The 16,439-nt window shown below is 48.4% G+C and carries 10 protein-coding genes; 2 read left to right on the top strand and 8 right to left on the bottom strand.

Features of this window, described 5'->3' with window-relative positions; all coding sequences use genetic code 11:
* Positions 1-49: 49 nt before the first annotated feature.
* The 8 genes from L1D44_RS00295 to L1D44_RS00260 all read right to left on the bottom strand — a co-directional run bounded on the left by L1D44_RS00295 (position 50) and on the right by L1D44_RS00260 (position 9,581).
* On the bottom strand, positions 50-475 hold the full coding sequence (locus L1D44_RS00295; RefSeq protein WP_239888250.1) for a nitrate reductase cytochrome c-type subunit: 426 nt from the start codon (positions 473-475) through the stop codon (positions 50-52).
* Positions 472-1,353, bottom strand: coding sequence for a quinol dehydrogenase ferredoxin subunit NapH (napH, locus tag L1D44_RS00290; protein ID WP_239888249.1), 882 nt, complete (start codon positions 1,351-1,353; stop codon positions 472-474). The genes L1D44_RS00295 and napH overlap by 4 nt, the downstream gene beginning before the upstream one ends.
* Positions 1,350-2,084: a ferredoxin-type protein NapG gene (gene napG, locus L1D44_RS00285; protein ID WP_239888247.1), complete on the bottom strand. Its 735-nt coding sequence runs from the start codon at positions 2,082-2,084 to the stop codon at positions 1,350-1,352. Before napG ends, napH begins: the two co-directional genes overlap by 4 nt.
* Positions 2,085-2,144: 60 nt before the next feature.
* Complete coding sequence (gene napA, locus L1D44_RS00280; protein ID WP_239888246.1) at positions 2,145-4,625, bottom strand: nitrate reductase catalytic subunit NapA; 2,481 nt, start codon at positions 4,623-4,625, stop codon at positions 2,145-2,147.
* Entirely contained in the window at positions 4,615-4,890 is a 276-nt protein-coding gene (locus L1D44_RS00275; protein ID WP_239888244.1) for a chaperone NapD, read from the bottom strand. The genes napA and L1D44_RS00275 overlap by 11 nt, the downstream gene beginning before the upstream one ends.
* A gap of 362 nt (positions 4,891-5,252) precedes the next feature.
* A complete protein-coding gene (locus L1D44_RS00270; RefSeq protein ID WP_239888243.1) occupies positions 5,253-6,368 on the bottom strand; it encodes a lipocalin-like domain-containing protein in 1,116 nt (371 codons plus the stop codon).
* The gene (locus tag L1D44_RS00265) at positions 6,365-8,920 is read right to left on the bottom strand and encodes an ABC transporter permease (RefSeq protein ID WP_239888242.1); all 2,556 of its coding nucleotides are present in this window, start codon (positions 8,918-8,920) and stop codon (positions 6,365-6,367) included. Before L1D44_RS00265 ends, L1D44_RS00270 begins: the two co-directional genes overlap by 4 nt.
* A complete protein-coding gene (locus L1D44_RS00260; RefSeq protein WP_239888241.1) occupies positions 8,913-9,581 on the bottom strand; it encodes an ABC transporter ATP-binding protein in 669 nt (222 codons plus the stop codon). The genes L1D44_RS00265 and L1D44_RS00260 overlap by 8 nt, the downstream gene beginning before the upstream one ends.
* Before the next feature lie 318 nt (positions 9,582-9,899).
* Between L1D44_RS00260 and L1D44_RS00255 the strand changes: the two genes are divergently transcribed.
* On the top strand, positions 9,900-15,200 hold the full coding sequence (locus L1D44_RS00255) for a PAS domain S-box protein (protein ID WP_239888240.1): 5,301 nt from the start codon (positions 9,900-9,902) through the stop codon (positions 15,198-15,200).
* Positions 15,201-15,361: 161 nt separating this feature from the next.
* Positions 15,362-16,381, top strand: coding sequence for a two-component system response regulator (locus tag L1D44_RS00250; RefSeq protein WP_239888239.1), 1,020 nt, complete (start codon positions 15,362-15,364; stop codon positions 16,379-16,381).
* The last annotated feature ends 58 nt before the right edge of the window (positions 16,382-16,439 follow it).

Here is a 16,439-nt window from a genome sequence, read left to right as displayed (position 1 = left end):
AACCACCTCAATGGAGGTGGTTTTTTAATGGCTTAAAGCTAGCTAAAGCTTATTGAACAGAGAAGTCGTTTTCGACTAGCTGCTGCTTGTTTTCCGCTTGTGGCGTATGGCACTGAGTACAGTTGTAGTACTCGTTATTTAACTTACCGTCTGCCAACATATGTGAAGGATCAACGGCTGTTGCCTTCATGCGCTTAGCTTTTGCCGGACTGTGACAGCTAATACAGCCATTTTTCTTCAGCGTGATTGGGTAATCCGCTTTATGTGGGATCATCGGTGGCTGATGTACGAAGGTACGCTCGATAGACTTACCGCGCTTTGGATAAAGCGGCGCAGGATCGGCTGCACGAATATCGGTGATCTCAGATTTACCGAGTGAACTGATGTTAACTGGCTCGGCTTGAGTGTTCGCTTGCTGACCTGAGCAAGCACTAAGCGCCATCACTAGCGCAGCTAAGGTGAGTACTTTTTTCATTGGTTGTTCTCCGCCTTTAGGGCAATTCGATTTTGATACTGGAAAACGCGTTGGGCGCAAACGTCGATACAACGGCCGCATTGAGTACAATCACTATCGATTATCATGGGTTGCTTGCCCTTGAGTGCAGGTTTTAATACCTGTCTTTCAGGGCAAACCACAAAACAATCCATACAGTTATCGCAGTCTTTTGCGTTTACGGCTGATACTTTTACTGGACTCACTTTGCCGATAAGGCCAAAGAGTGCTCCCGTTGGGCACAAGTGTCCGCACCATGCTCGCTCACTGATAAATAAGTCCAGTAAGAAGATGGCGGCCAAGATCCATAAACCACTGCCTGCGCCAAACAATACGGCGCGGTACAATACAGGAACAGGGTTAAGCCATTCCCAGACTGTTATGCCAGATAGCACAGGTAGTATGAGCACAAGCGCGAGCAGGTAGTAACGTAAGTTCCTTGGCATCTCGGAGGTGCGAGGCAAGTTCATTTTACGTCGTAACCAGCTAGCTAGATCTGTCACCATATTCACGGGGCAGACCCAACTGCAAAATACTCGGCCACCAAGTACTGCATACAGCAGCACAATAATAATGGCGCCAAGAATTAAGCTTAGCTCGGGCTGATGGCCTGTCATCAACACTTGCAAGGTGGCAAGTGGATCAGATAAAGGCACAACACCGAAGAGTTCGCTGGCTGAGAGGTTGCCTTTAAGCAACCAGAGTCCGAACCAGGGGCCAATGGCAAACAATGCAAAGACACTGACTTGGCTGAGACGACGAAGAAATAGGAATTTGTGGGCGCGCCACCATCCAAGCTCTTTTATTGCCGCTTTAGCAAAGCCATGTGTTGTCGGTTTTTGCTTTAGTGTCTGGCTCATAACTCAAGCCCCTTGTTTAACATCTCAAGCGTGGTTTCTTCGGTGTTGATATAAGTATCGTGTGAAGCCGTTTTACCTAAAGCAATATGAGTAGGTAACACCTTGATCGCAGCTTGCTCAAGCACGCAAGCGTGTTCGCATTTTCCACAGCCGGTACAGCTGTCGCTGTTGACTGTGGGGAGGAACATCGCATGGTGACCACTGCGTTCATTGTGCTGCATCTCTAGTGTGATTGCGTCATCGATTAGCGGGCATACCCGATAACAAACATCACATCTCAACCCTTTAAAGTTAAGGCAGTTTTTCTCATCGATCAGTACAGCAATCCCCATTTTAGACTCTTCAATATCCGTTAAATCATGGTCAAGCGAACCCGATGGGCAGGCTTTTACACAGGGGATATCTTCACACATCTCACAGGGGATTTTGCGTGCGGTAAAGTAGGGCGTGCCTGTCGGAGCACCGTCAAACCAGCGAGCCAGTTTGAGGGTGTCGTATGGGCAGGCTTCTACGCATAAACCGCAGCGTACACAGGCCGAGAGAAAATCTTGTTCACTTAATGCACCTGGCGGTCGAATCGCGAGTGGGTCTAACTGACTAGATTGCTTAGCAACTGCAGTTAACCCTAACCCTAGCAAGCCCATTGCACAGCCCGCTTTAGCCGAAGTGGCTAAAAACTGACGGCGATTAACGCCTTTGACTGTGAACTTACTCTGATTGACCGTACTCATTTGCTTCTCTATTCTCCGTTTTTGCTCAAGCGATTAAAGTTAAGTTTGTTAGTAAAAAGCTTACGCTTTCATCACTTTAACTGGACACTTCTTGAAATCTGTCTCTTTAGACAGAGGATCAGTCGCGTCTAGTATTAACTTGTTGACCAGCTGGCGCGCATCGAAGAATGGCATAAATACCACGCCTCTTGGCGGCTTATTGCGGCCTTTAGTTTCAACACGTGTTTTCACTTCACCGCGAGGTGAGGCTACGATGACTTCATCGCCACGCTTAAGTCCACGGGCTTTAGCATCTTCAGGATGCATAAAGATCTGCGCATCTGGGTAGGCGCGATATAGCTCAGGAACGCGAGCCGTCATCGAACCTGTGTGCCAATGCTCAAGAACACGACCTGTTGACATCCAAAGATCAAACTCTTCGTTTGGCTCTTCAGCTGCAGGCTCAAATGGTAGCGCGAAAATCACCGCCTTCCCGTCTGGCTTACCGTAGAAATCAAACTCTTTATCGCCTTTCACATAAGGGTCACCCTTAGAGAAACGACGTAAGGTTTCTTTACCATCAACCACTGGCCAGCGTAGACCGCGGGTTTCATGGTAAGTATCGAAGTCTGCTAAGTCATGGGCATGGCCGCGACCAAACTGGGCATACTCTTCGAATAGACCTTTTTGCACGTAGTAACCAAATGCATCTGACTCATCGTTGTAATCGCCCTTACACTCAGACGATGGGAACTTGTTGATTACGCCATTGGCAAATAGCACGTCATAAAGTGTCTTATCTGCGTACTCAGGCTTCTTAGCGATAAGCTCTGCAGGCCACACTTCAGACACTTTAAAGCGCTTAGAAAATTCCATTAGCTGCCATAAGTCAGACTTAGCGCCTTCTGGTGCTTTAACTTGCTGGTGCCACATGTGAGTACGACGCTCTGCGTTACCGTAAGCACCTTCTTTCTCAACCCACATAGCGGTTGGAAGGATCAAGTCGGCTGCAGTTGCAGTTACCGTTGGGTATGGGTCTGATACCACGATGAAGTTTTCTGGGTTACGGAAACCAGGGTAGATTTCATCATTGATGTTTGGACCGGCTTGCATGTTATTGGTACACATAGTCCAGTAACAGTTCAGCTTGCCATCTTTTAGCATACGGCTCTGTAATACTGCGTGGTAACCAGGCTTTGGCGGAATAGTGCCTTCTGGTAGTTGCCACAGTTTTTCAGTGATTGCGCGGTGCTTAGGATTCGCAACAACCATGTCGGCAGGTAGACGGTGAGCAAAGGTACCCACTTCACGTGCCGTACCACAAGCCGATGGCTGACCCGTTAATGAGAATGGGCTGTTACCTGGTGTGGCGATCTTACCTGTTAGTAAGTGGATGTTGTAAAGCATGTTGTTGGCCCAAACACCACGAGTGTGCTGGTTGATACCCATGGTCCACAAGCTCATCACTTTGACACTTGGGTCAGCATAAGCCTTAGCCATTAGCTCTAGCTTTTCTGGCTCAACGCCACTCATCTCTGCTGCATACTCTAGTGTGTAAGAGCTAACGAACTTAGCGTACTCGTCGAAGCTAATAGGCGTAGACTTACCGTTACCTGGGTTCTTCGCTTTCTTTTCTAGCGGATGGTCTGGACGCAGACCGTAACCGATATCGGTGGTACCGAGTGCAAACTTAGTGTGCTTGTTGACGAAGTCTTTGTTCACTGCATCGTTTTGGATGATGTAGTTAGCAATGTAGTTCAGAATAACTAGGTCAGACTGAGGGCGGAACACCATCGCGTTATCGGCTAAGTCGAAGCTACGGTTTTCAAAGGTCGACAGCACGTGTACGCGACTGGTTGGGCTGCTTAGGCGGCGATCTGATAGACGAGCCCAAAGGATTGGGTGCATCTCTGCCATGTTAGCACCCCAAAGTACGAACTCATCGGCAGCCTCTAGGTCATCGTAACAACCCATTGGCTCATCGATACCGAAGGTGCGCATAAAGCCACCTACTGCCGATGCCATACAGTGACGTGCGTTAGGGTCGATGTTGTTGGTAAGGAAGCCTGCCTTGTGTAGCTTAGAGGCCGCATAGCCTTCCCATACGGTCCACTGACCTGAACCAAACATACCAACGGCTGTTGGGCCCTTAGTCTTAAGGGTGTCTTTCCACTTATCAGCCATGATATCGAAAGCGCTATCCCAGCTGATTGGGGTGAATTCACCTTCTTTATCATATTGGCCATCTTTCATACGTAGAAGTGGCGTAGTTAGACGATCCTTACCGTACATGATCTTAGAAAGGAAGTAGCCTTTAATACAGTTAAGGCCTTTGTTCACTGGGCTTTCAGGGTCACCTTTAGTGGCCACAACTTTGCCATTATCTGTGCCCACGAGAACGCTACAACCTACGCCACAAAAACGGCAAGGTGCTTTGTCCCACTTGATGTTGTCTTTTTGCTCTGCAGCTTCGACTATCTTAACTGGCAGAGTCGCGCCTACGGCTGTTGCGGCTGCAACGGCGGCGTTGGCTTTTAGAAACTCGCGACGGCTAATGCTCATGGTGTTCCTCACTCTTTTCTTCTACTGGATCGACTTGATGATAAATTAGACTGCTATTTAGTACGCCTTCTAAGGCGTTAATTGCTTCTACGCTATCGAGAATGGCGCCTTGTGTGCCACCTTCAACGGTGACCACAAACTTGCCCTCATCGGTAACGGCATGAATTTCGGTGCCTTCAAGAGCAGATATTCTGCTTTTAATCTCAGTCACTGCGTGCGGTGCCGCGTGCACCACTAGACTGGTAATATGAAACTCTTGGCTCATCTTTATACCTTTATATGATTTTGACGACTCCATCGTTGTCGAGTGACGTCTATGTTATCTAGCAAGGTTAGTATCGAGTCTAGACCTCATAATTATTGTGGGTATACCTCGCAAGGGGTATTGGAGTTTTTTGTAGACCAAGATCAACTTTTTGGTGTTGATCGAGTTCACAAATCTATCAATAAATACTGGTGCGCTGTTTAAAAAATACCCGCTTGGAATGTTAGCTTGCGCTATATTAAAAAGGCAAGATATTCAAAAACTTATTTATTGATAATGATTTTTATTTACAGGTGTCTATAGCGGCGTAAACAGCATGAGAATATATCTGTGGCAAGCTGGGTATGTTGTTTGATTATTGTCTAATAACCGGTTAGTTCCATGTACCCGAGACCCTTGTGACTACCGCTAATCTTGATTGGTCCTTCCCAATAGGCAATGGACAGCGGCATGTTCGAGTCGAGGTTGAGCGCTTGGGTAGTTAATTGGATGTTTTCGGAGGGGATGCTGATTTGCCAACTTATTGGGTAGCGTCCCGATTTTGTCTGCTGCCAAGCCGTTGGGATCATCGAGATCTCTTTACTGGTAATGTTGTGGCCGCGGCCATCGCGATACATGCGCCTGCCGCTGTAGAAATCTTGTTTATCAGCGTTTTTTTGCCTTAGCTGAAACAACATCAGCGCAGACCCGTCATCGAGTCTTAAGGCGAACCAATCCCAACCCTGCTGAGTTTTGGCAAGAAATTGTGAGCTCCACTCTCTATCTAGCCAGCCATCACCGCTGACTTTTACCGTCTTTCCATCTCGCTCGATAGTGCCACTGACCTCGATAAAAGGTTGGCTGTAGTAGTAGCTCGCGACAGTGCCTGCCGCATTTTTCTGGCTATAGCCGTTATCGCCTTGAAGCTGGAAGGGAGCCTGACTATTAAGTTTGAGTTGGTAGCTAAAACTGTCGGTGGTAACCGATAGTGTGGCCGGAAATAGTTGATTATCGTCACTGCGCCACTGCCAGCTATCTTGTTTAATGACTAAGGGGCTTACTTGAGATCCTGCAAGGGCTGGGCTACCTCTAGACCATTTTTCCTTGGCAAGGTGCTGAGTCTTGCTGGTGATTGCGGTATGGGACATATAGAGCTGTTGAGTCTGCCAACTCGATTGGACAGCGTCTTGTTTACTCGCCTCTGCATCAGCGTTGGGAGGGGAGAGAGCAATACGAAACTGGGTCCATTGTAGGCCTAGGTGCTCTCCGGAGGCGGTTTTTAGATTAGCGGTTAGATACCACCACTCTTGTCTGAAATCTTCATGGGCCTGGTGGTCGTCGGGAAAGGAGAATGTTTTTCCCGGAACGACGGGAGCGTAGCCTTGGATGTTGCCATCGAGCAGCTGTCCCATCCCCTGTGGTGTGTCTGCGGTCGGTTTATCGAAAAAGCATCCACAGAGTGAAAGAGTCAAAAACAGGCTCCAAATTAACGGCCTCATAATACCTCCCGCTGTAAGCTGCTAATCAAGGGGCGACGGGTCTGCCACAACAGCGGCAAGATCACCGCGACAGCGCTGACAAGCATCGCGACCATTAGCACTCTGAAATACGCTTGCCAGTCCCAAATCATGGCGATACTCCAGCCAAAAGCCTGTAGGGTGACCTTATTTATCAGTAGGTAACCCAGTAAGGCACCAGTAGGCAGGGCAAGGAGGCAGGTAAAGAGGACAATCAACAGCATCTGCCCCGAAACCAACCAGAGTAGTTGGCCGCGACTCACTCCCAGCGCATAGAGTCTGGCAAGTGGGGCTTGCCTCGCTTGGGTCAGCATCAAGCAGGCGCTAAACAGGCCGATGGCGGCAACCAGTAAAGTTAAGCTATTGAGCACTAAGGTGATAGAAAAGGTGCGTTTGAAGATCTGCATCGCACGCTGCTTGATTTTACTTTGGTTAAACATCTGCGCGGCGGGCAGTGACAGCTGGGTCTGCAGTATCGATTCGAGTTGGCTAATTTCACCAGCGTAATCCGCCGCAATGCTCGTTGGCAGAATCGGTAGCTGTAGCCGTTTCCAGGTCGTTTGACTGACGATGACCTGTCCGTTGGGATTGCCGTAATCATAGAAAATTGCCCCAATAGCCATTGGCGCTAGAGAGACTTTTTCGAACTCGGGGAGACTGATCTTGTCACCCACATTGAGTCGGTGCTTGATCGCCATCGGCTCACTGATCATCAACACCTTGCCCTCGAAGAGATCTTGCCAATGCTTATTAGACTGTACCTTAATCTGATTGCTATTTCGTAAGGAGTGGTCATCTCGGGTCATTAAACTCACTGGCGTTTGCTGGTATTGACTCGTGTGCAGCCACTGACCATAAATAGCACTGACATTGGTTAAGCTTGCCAGCAAGGCTTGAGTCTCGACCATTTTGTCGCTGGGGGGACGGATGTACAGATCGGCATAGAGTCTGTCATCGAGCCACTGCTTTAAGGTGATCTCAAAACTACCGACTAGGGTGTTCATCGAGATGTTGGCAGTCAGAGCCAGTAGCATCGCCATCATGGCTAGGGAGAGCGGAGCGATAAGCTCTTTGCTCTCGGCGACACCATATTGCCATAGGCCTGGCCGAGTGGCTCGCTCAACAAGGGATAAGCCAGTTTGTAACACCAATGGCAACAGTAAAGGAATGGCGATGGTGACCAACCCTAATAAGGCTAGGCTATGTTGATAGTCCTGTGTCAGCGGAAACAAGCCAGCCGCTAAAACGAGTAGTAATAGGGCGACAACAAAGAGTTTTCGTTGTTGTTTTCGACCATGACTCTGCTGCTCGAAGCGACTCGCACTGCGCGCTAAAGGTTGTTTAGCCAAATGATTAAATAGCGGATAACAGGCGAGTAGTGCCGCCAAGAAGGTGAGGCCGATAGCCTGATAGAGCCAGCTCCACTGCCAAACACCCGGCATCAGTCTCGCGCCGTAGAGCTGCTCAAGGGTGAGTGCAATCATAGGTTGTAACCAATGGCTGAGCTGCAGGCCAAGAATAAAGCCAACTAATGAGCCGATAAGCACTAATATGAGTAGCTCAAACAGTAGGGCGAGTAGTAAGGCTCGTTGAGGTACGCCCTGCTGTTGCAGCTGCACCAATAGTTTTTGGCGCTTGAGCAGACTGTAGCGCACGCCGTTATAGGCGATAAATAGCCCAACGACAAATGCCAGTAGGCTCATTGCGCTTAGATTTAGGTGAAAGCTGCGAGTGAGGCTCGTCAGGCCTTCGCCATCATCTTGTGGCGTAAGGTTAAAATACAGACTGCCTTGACCGTTAAAGGCCTGATTGATCGCTTTAGTGAGTGACTGGGCTTGACCAAATAATGCGATATAGCTGAGTTCGCCCCTGCGATTTAACAGCCGTTGTCCCAGTGAAATATCCATTAAGATGGCACTGCCGAGTCCAAGGCTATCGTCTAGGCTAATAACCTTTAGTTGAGCGCCGTTAAGCGTCATACTGCCTTGAGGAGCGACTTGCGCACTAAAGCTTTCACTCATCAATATGTAGGGAGCTCCCGAGAGTAACTTACCGAGGGGGAGGTTGGCCGACAGTAGCGAAAGCTGATTTTGTTCTGGCGCGTCTTCTGTTTGGCTTTTCGTTTGACCTTGGGTTTCTCGCTGGCTCTGTATCGACAGCGCCGCCACCAGATCGCTTGCTTGAATATCCCAGCGTTGCCCCGTTTCATCGGTGACGGTGCCGCTTAGTACCGCTAAGGCCCGATCGACTCCAGCTTGCCTAAGTGCAAAATAAACCGCCTCATCGACTGACTTCTTACCGCTTATCGGCGTGAGTAGCAGTTGCGCTCTTTGGCTCAGTAGCTCGGTTGCCTCGGAGTAACTGCGTACCGCATTTTCATTGGTGGCTCTGACGCCGATTAATAGGGTGACTGCGAGTATGATCCCGACTAGAATCGCGCCGGCCTGCAGAGGTGATTTTAAATAGTGGCGTGTAAATACGCTCAGGCTTAAGCGCATCGTAAGCCACAGCTCCTGCCCGGCGAGGCTACTCATAGAGCTTACCATTCTCAAGGTGCCAACGTCTGGCCATAAAAGCTGCGCAGTCGCTGCTGTGAGTGACCATTAGAATGGCGGTGTTAGACTCTTTAGCGAGCAGGCTAAGCAGGCTCATCACCTGTTGACCCGCTTTTTCGTCTAAGTTGCCTGTAGGTTCATCGGCCAATAATAGCCTTGGTCTATGGGCAAGGGCGCGGGCGATAGCAACGCGCTGCTGCTGACCGCCAGAGAGGGTTTCGACACTTCTATTTTTAACTTCGCTCAGACCGAGTTGCTCTACCAAATAGTCACACCAAGGGCTCCATTTTTGTTGGTTTAAGCTAAGAGAGAAGGCGATATTGTCTTTTACATTGAGAGGGGTTAATAGATTAAATTGCTGGAAAACCATGCCTAGATGCTGGCGCCTGAACTGGCTCCATTGCTTATCTTGCCAGCTTGCGGTGTCATTAGAGTTAATGAACAACTGGCCCTGTTTGATAAACTCGAAGCCGCCAATGACATTAAGTAGGGTGCTTTTACCACTGCCGCTAGGGCCGGTTAATGCAACTGTGTCGGCGGTATCTAGGCTAAGGCTAATATCATCTAAAACCTGATGGAATTTGTCTCCATCGTTAAATCCTTTTGAGACGCACCTCAGCCCGACAATCTCAGTCCCCATTACAACTCCTGTCGCAGTACTTTGACTTCTAATTCAAATATTAATCTAGCATGCTTTACTGATGTTGTAGTTCATTTAATAAACGCTATTTATATTGAATGACGTTGTTTAAGGTGATTTAATGAACATGTTATTTCAAGCTCATCAAATAGTTAACACCATTAAAAGTAAATGGAGCTCTTTTAAAGGTGTTAAATCACAGTTTACCGTCTTTAATTGGTAAAGCCTGTGATAGGCATTTTTCATGTTCGAGAATAAAGGCCGCTGCTTGCTGTAGCACTATTAAACCAAAGCATTTCAACCAAAGCCCTGTGGATTATGGATATGAGCAGACTTCGTACCTTTCGTAGCCGAATTTTGTCGCAAATGGCCCTGCCTCTGATTGCAATTATGGCAGTCGTTTTCGGTGTGAATGCATGGATTAATTACCAAGATGAAGAGCAGGATATCTATCAGCACCTCAGTCAAAAAGCCGAGAGTGCAGCGCTACGCCTGCAGTATTTTCTCATCACTGCCGAAACCGACACTCGCTCTTTTTCCGAATTCCTAACAGAGATGGGGAGTCGTGAAGAGCTCGCCGATGAAGCCATGCTTCAACAACTGCTAAGCCACCGCCTTGAGCGCTATAGTGACTTTTACGGCAGTGCCATCGCGTTTCAAAAAGGTTTTATCGAGGGGCGCGAGCTATATGCCCCCTATGCATATAGAGAGCAAACCGAGATTAGTCTGATGGATATCGGCGTCGATGGTTACGATTACACCAACGGTGAGTGGGATTGGTGGAGCAAGGCTATCGATAATCCTGACGGGTATTGGTCTCCCGTCTATTTTGATGAGGGAGCTGGTAACGCTTTAATGGTGAGTTTCTCTCAGCCATTTGGTGGCAAGCGACCTTTTTCCGGAGTGGTTACCGTGGATCTGGCGCTTAATTCCATTCCACAGATGGTGGGTGTATCGACTAAGCAGATAGTGGTGTTTGATGATAAGGGGCAGCTTATCTATCATCCTAATAACCGTTTACTCCTTGAGAGAGGAACCGATAAATGGTTGTCTAAGTCCGATGAAAATCAAAAGTTTATCGACTTGATTAACCGTGGTGAACTCGGTTATTCCTATATTGAAGATAGCGTGGGTGACAAATTCCTCGCCAGTGTCGGCGTGGTTCCTGCCCTTAATTGGCGGGTGGCGGTCATGACTTCTCAGCACCAGTTGTATGGCGAGCTGCTCAGTGACTTTTTCTCTTTAAGCCTTAACCTTTTTTTACTTTCTATCCTTCTTTTACTGACAGGTTATGTCACCTCTAGGCGTTTGACTCGGCCCATTGAGGAGTTGGAGGCCGGTATTGTAGCCTTTGGCGCAGGAGAAACTAAACGAGTTAAAAAGCCCCGTGGTGCGGCGAGTGAAATCGTTACTCTAACCGATAAGTTTAACGACATGGCCGAGGTGTTGGAGGAGCGAGAAGAGGCGCTGTTAGATTCACGAGGTAATCGCTTCGCTAAGTTGATCGATGGCATGAGTGATAAGTCTTTCTATTGCTCAATTGAACCTAGTGGTCAGATAGCTCAAGTGAGCGAAGGCGTTGAAAAAGTGCTGGGTGTGTCACCAGAACTGTTAAAGCGCAAGTACCAGAGGATGTTTTCAGACAATCCCATCAACGAGCTAAATTGGCAGTATATGGACCAGGCTTTACTTGGGGAGAATGTGCCGCCGCATCAGATAGAGATGATAGATGCCTTCGGTAAGTTGAGACGCTTAGATCTGTTTATGCAGCCTCTACTGTCTGACAACAAAGAACTGCTCTCCATTGAGATGTTATTTAATGATGTGACCGAGCAGTTTTCTGCCGTCGCTTGGTCAAATGCGGTGCTCGAGTCTGCGCCAGAGGCGATGTTGATCGTTGAAGAGTCGGGACAACTGGTATTTACCAATAGCCGTTGTCAGCAGTTGTTTGGGTACAGTGAGCAACAGATGTTGGCAATGTCTGTCGATGAGTTAGTCCCAGATGCGGTGAGAGGAGGGCATGCAAAGCAGCGGGCGCAGTTTATGGCTGAGGGGCGTGATCGCAAGATGGGGGCGGGTAGATCGTTACATGCCCGTAGGAGTGATGGCACCGAGTTTCCGGTTGAGGTGAGCTTGGGCTTGCTACCCATTGCCGATGATGGCAAGCGTCAGGTGGCCGCTACTGTTAGAGATATGACTGTTGAGCTTGAGATCGCTCAGCGGATCAAAGATAGCGAGAGTCGCTTTCGAGGCTTAGTCACTAATATCCCTGGTGCCGTCTACCGCACCCAGGTCGGTGAGACTTGGGTGATGGAGTATATCAGCGATAACATTAGCGAGATCACCGGATTTCCCGCATCGGACTTTATTGAAAATGCTAGCCGAAGTTTTGCGAGTTTGATTATCGAGCAAGATCTGCAGGACACAACCCGAGCCATCGAAGAGGCACTGCTAGAGCAAAAAAGTTTCGAAGTTCAATACCGAATCAAACACAGAGATGGCAGCATCCATTGGGTTCATGAAAAAGGCAAGGCGAGTTACAACGATGATGGGCTCGCGCTTTGGTTCGATGGTAGCATTCACGACATCACTAATAGTAAGTTAGCCCAAGAGGAAATAGCTCAGTCTCAACGGCAGTTGGAGACGATTACCGAATCGATTCCAAGCACGGTTTATCAGTTGCATTGGTGCCGTAACGGTGAGCGCAAGTTTACTTTCCTTTCCAGTGCCTGTATCACCACTTTAGGTTTTCACCGTGATGAAGTTTTAAATAACTTTGAGCGAGTGGCCGAGTGTATTATCAAAGATGATCGCTCGCATATTATTGAGGCGCTCTCGGGCAAGAGTAGTAAAGGGCTACAGTGGACCGAAGAGTTTAGGTACCGCCACCCTATCGGTGACATCCGTTGGCTTCAGGCAGGGGCTCATGGGGATCTGCAAGCCGATGGCTGTATTAGCTGGAACGGTTACTTGATGGATATTACCGACCGTAAACAGATAGATAAGGAGTTAGAAGATCGTGAGGCTCACTTTAGAGCGCTGTTTGATAATGCAGGTATTGGCATAGTCAATGTCGATGAACGCGGCAATATTCTCGACTGTAATGAGCAGTTTAGTCTGTATATGCAGATAGATGTCGCCGATTTGAAGAGTTGTTCTTTCTTTGATTTTCAACATTTAGACGATCGAGAAAAGGCCAGAGAAGTGTTTGCCGGGCTAACCGAGGGTGGCAGCGACAATATGTTCACCGAGCTAAGGTTGCTTAATCAATCTGGCGAGTGTATCTGGATGGATATCACCCTGACGAAGCTGCAAGATCCCGATGGCCAATTAACCTCTGTTGTGTTGTCTATGGCCAATATCACCTCACTGAAGCAGCTTTCTGAAGAGCTTAAGTTGGCTAAAGACAGTGCCGATGCGGCCAATCAGGCTAAGAGTGACTTCTTAGCCAATATGTCACACGAAATTCGCACTCCGATGAATGCCATTATCGGCATGTCACAGCTCTGCTTGCAGACAGAGCTCGATAGTAAGCAGCAAAATTATGTACAGAAAATCGATAGAGCCTCTAAGTCTTTGCTGGGGATCATTAACGATATTCTCGACTTTTCTAAGATAGAGGCTGGCAAGCTTGATATTGAGTCAGTCCCCTTTCAGCTCGATATCCTGCTCGAGGACTTGAGTGATATGTTCTCAGTCAAGGCCACCGATAAGCGGCTTGAGTTGCTGTTTGCCGTTGCGCCGAACATTCCAAGACTCCTGCAGGGGGATCCACTGCGCCTAAGTCAGATACTGATTAACCTGATGAGTAATGCGATTAAATTTACCGAACAGGGGGAGGTGCTGCTTTCCATTAGCCTGCTAGAGCGTATCGAAGATGACATTGTGCTTAGGTTTAGTGTCCGTGATAACGGTATTGGTCTTACGGAAGAGCAGCGTGATCGACTGTTTAAGTCCTTTAGTCAGGCAGACACCTCAACCACTAGAAAGTATGGCGGCACAGGCTTAGGTCTGGCAATCAGTAAGCAGCTGGTGGAGCTGATGGGGGGCGAAATCGGTGTTGAAAGCCAATTTGGCAACGGTAGTACCTTCTACTTTAGCGTGAGACTGACGGTTGCCGATAACCGGTTGTTAAAAGTGAAACGTGAGATTGAAGGGATGCGGATCTTGGTGGCGGATGATAACGCGACCGCTCGAGACATCATGCGTACCACCCTTGAGAGCATGGGATTCGAGGTTGATGCCGTTAAGAGTGGCGCCGAGGCGATTGAGCGTTGCCAACATACGGACTATCCGGTGGCGCTGATCGATTGGTTAATGCCGGAAATGAATGGAATCGAAGCCGCCCAAAAAATTCTCGCTGAGCAAGATAATCCACCGAAAATATTGATCGTCTCGGCTCATGCCAATGCCGAGTTTATCGAGCAGATAGAACACAGTGAGATAGCCAGTTACATCACCAAACCCATCAGTGCTTCACGGCTTCTTGATGGCATCATGTCTTCGCTTGGTCAAAATGGCGCGATGGCGGTTCGTCGTAAAGGGAGTGACATCAGCCAAGAGTTGCTAGGACAGTTGCAGGGCAAGCGAATATTGTTGGTTGAAGATAATGATATGAATCAAGAGGTCGCCACCGAATTTCTTGAGCAAGTTGGGGTGGTGCTATCCATTGCCGAGAATGGTCAGGTGGCACTGGAGAAGCTGGCGATGCAAAGCGTCGATCTGGTGCTGATGGATTGTCAGATGCCAATTATGGATGGCTATCAAGCCACGCGGGAACTGAGGAAAATGCCAGGGTTAGAAAAGCTGCCCGTAATCGCTATGACAGCTAATGCCATGGCGGGAGATAGAGAGATGTGTTTGCGAGCTGGTATGAATGATCATATTGCTAAACCTATCGAGGTGGCGAGACTCTATAGTACCTTGCTGCAATATTTAGGTGACAGTCAGCTGGAAATCTCGGCAACAGATTTTGATATTAAGGACAGCGAAGAGGTGCTGTTTTGGCCGCAGCATGAGGCGATAGATATTGATAAGGGGTTGCAGCTGGTACAGAACTCTGTACGGCTATATCGAAGGATTTTCGAACGATTCTATAGCGGTAAAATCCATATTGCCCAAGAGATAGCGTCAGCACTTAGCCAAGGTAAAACCGATGAAGCGATCCGCTATGCTCATACCCTTAAAGGGGTCTCTGGTAACTTGTGCTCGACGGCATTGGTGAAGCTCGCAAGTCAACTAGAGACTAAGCTGCTAGATTCACCAACGGCGGATGTAACAGCTGAACTGAGTCAGATTGCCGAGTTAACGGCATCGATATGCGCGGCCATAGCGAGCTGGAAGGCGGATCTGGATGGCGAAGATGAACTTGAGGCGAGTGCTACGTCAGAGTCTTCGTTGTCGGATAAGGAACTAACTGAAGAAGTGACACAGCTACTGCAGATGTTAGATGAGGCCGATTCTGATGCGGTTGAGAAAATAAATGAGATCAAAGCTCGAGTCTCGCCATCGCTATCGCAGAAGATGACTCCGGCGGTGACCATGGTCAACGGCTACCAGTTTGATGAGGCGGCGGAGCTGATCCAAGCCTTGTTTAGTGATAACAACAAGCCAAGTTAGCCGAATAAGAGCCTATTAATAAAATGATTAGCGAGTGGGGATCGGAGCGTTAAACAGGGGCTCTTAGTGAGGAGCGTTTGTACTGGATAGTGCTTAGCAAACGAGCAGGAATGCTTGGCTATACTTGAGAGAGTTTTAGTTCTAAAAGGAGAGAGGGTTAAATGGACAAGGCCACCATTTTAGTTGTGGATGATACCCCTGAGAATATTGATATTTTGGTTGGGATCTTAGGGAGGGACTATCGAGTCAAGGTGGCGATCGATGGCCCTAAAGCCCTTGCACTGGCGAGTAAAACCACTCCGGATCTTATTCTTTTGGATGTGATGATGCCGGGTATGAATGGTTATGAGGTGTGTAAGCGACTCAAACAAGAGCCATTAACTAGCCACATCCCAGTTATTTTTGTGACCGCGCTTACAGAGGTCGCCGACGAGACTCAAGGGTTTGAGCTTGGCGCCGTCGATTACATTACTAAGCCTGTTAGTGCGCCAGTAGTGAAGGCGAGGGTGAAAACCCACTTAGCCCTGTATGATCAGAAGCGTTTACTGGAGCAGGAAGTCAAGGCGCGTACTAAAGAGCTTGAAGAGACGCGCTTTGAGATCATCCGCCGTCTTGGCCGCGCCGCAGAATATAAAGATAATGAGACCGGCCTACATGTGGTCAGGATGAGTCACTATGCACGTTTATTGGCGGTGCAGTCTGGTCTGCCAGAACGTTATTGCGAGCTTATTTATAACGCGGCGCCTATGCATGATATTGGCAAAATTGGTACGCCAGACTCTATTTTAAAAAAGCCAACTAAGCTTGATGACATTGAGTGGCAGGAGATGCAGCGTCATGCGGAAATCGGCGCCGAGATCATCGGTGAACATAAAGATCCGCTACTGGAGATGGCGCGGAGGATCGCCTTGAGCCATCACGAGAAGTGGGATGGCAGCGGTTACCCCTATGGCTTATCCGGTGAGGATATTCCTATCGAAGGGCGGATAGTGGCAATCGCCGATGTGTTTGATGCCTTAACCTCGATTCGCCCTTATAAGAAGGCGTGGACGGTAGAGGCGACGATGGCGTTAATAGAGGATGAGGCGGGAAAGCACTTCGATCCTGAACTGGTGAGGCACTTTAAACAGATAGTTGCTGAGCTGACTAAAATCCGCGATGCCCATAATGAGTCTGAATAGTTTGAATCGATTCTGTGTTGATTCGTTGGGGTAAATAAAAAGGCGCATTAAGCGCCTT

Origin of the sequence: Shewanella sp. Isolate13 (assembly GCF_022398325.1) — a bacterium.
Taxonomy (GTDB): domain Bacteria; phylum Pseudomonadota; class Gammaproteobacteria; order Enterobacterales; family Shewanellaceae; genus Shewanella.
This window is presented reverse-complemented; position numbering and strand designations above follow the sequence as displayed.

Excerpts from the sequence above, each read along its gene's own strand:
- napH (WP_239888249.1), bottom strand. The coding sequence starts at position 1,353 with ATGAGCCAGACACTAAAGCAAAAACCGACAACACATGGCTTTGCTAAA.
- L1D44_RS00250 (WP_239888239.1), top strand. The coding sequence starts at position 15,362 with ATGGACAAGGCCACCATTTTAGTTGTGGATGATACCCCTGAGAATATT.
- L1D44_RS00260 (WP_239888241.1), bottom strand. The coding sequence starts at position 9,581 with ATGGGGACTGAGATTGTCGGGCTGAGGTGCGTCTCAAAAGGATTTAAC.
- L1D44_RS00255 (WP_239888240.1), top strand. The coding sequence starts at position 9,900 with ATGGATATGAGCAGACTTCGTACCTTTCGTAGCCGAATTTTGTCGCAA.
- napG (WP_239888247.1), bottom strand. The coding sequence starts at position 2,084 with ATGAGTACGGTCAATCAGAGTAAGTTCACAGTCAAAGGCGTTAATCGC.
- L1D44_RS00265 (WP_239888242.1), bottom strand. The coding sequence starts at position 8,920 with ATGAGTAGCCTCGCCGGGCAGGAGCTGTGGCTTACGATGCGCTTAAGC.
- L1D44_RS00270 (WP_239888243.1), bottom strand. The coding sequence starts at position 6,368 with ATGAGGCCGTTAATTTGGAGCCTGTTTTTGACTCTTTCACTCTGTGGA.
- L1D44_RS00295 (WP_239888250.1), bottom strand. The coding sequence starts at position 475 with ATGAAAAAAGTACTCACCTTAGCTGCGCTAGTGATGGCGCTTAGTGCT.
- napA (WP_239888246.1), bottom strand. The coding sequence starts at position 4,625 with ATGAGCATTAGCCGTCGCGAGTTTCTAAAAGCCAACGCCGCCGTTGCA.
- L1D44_RS00275 (WP_239888244.1), bottom strand. The coding sequence starts at position 4,890 with ATGAGCCAAGAGTTTCATATTACCAGTCTAGTGGTGCACGCGGCACCG.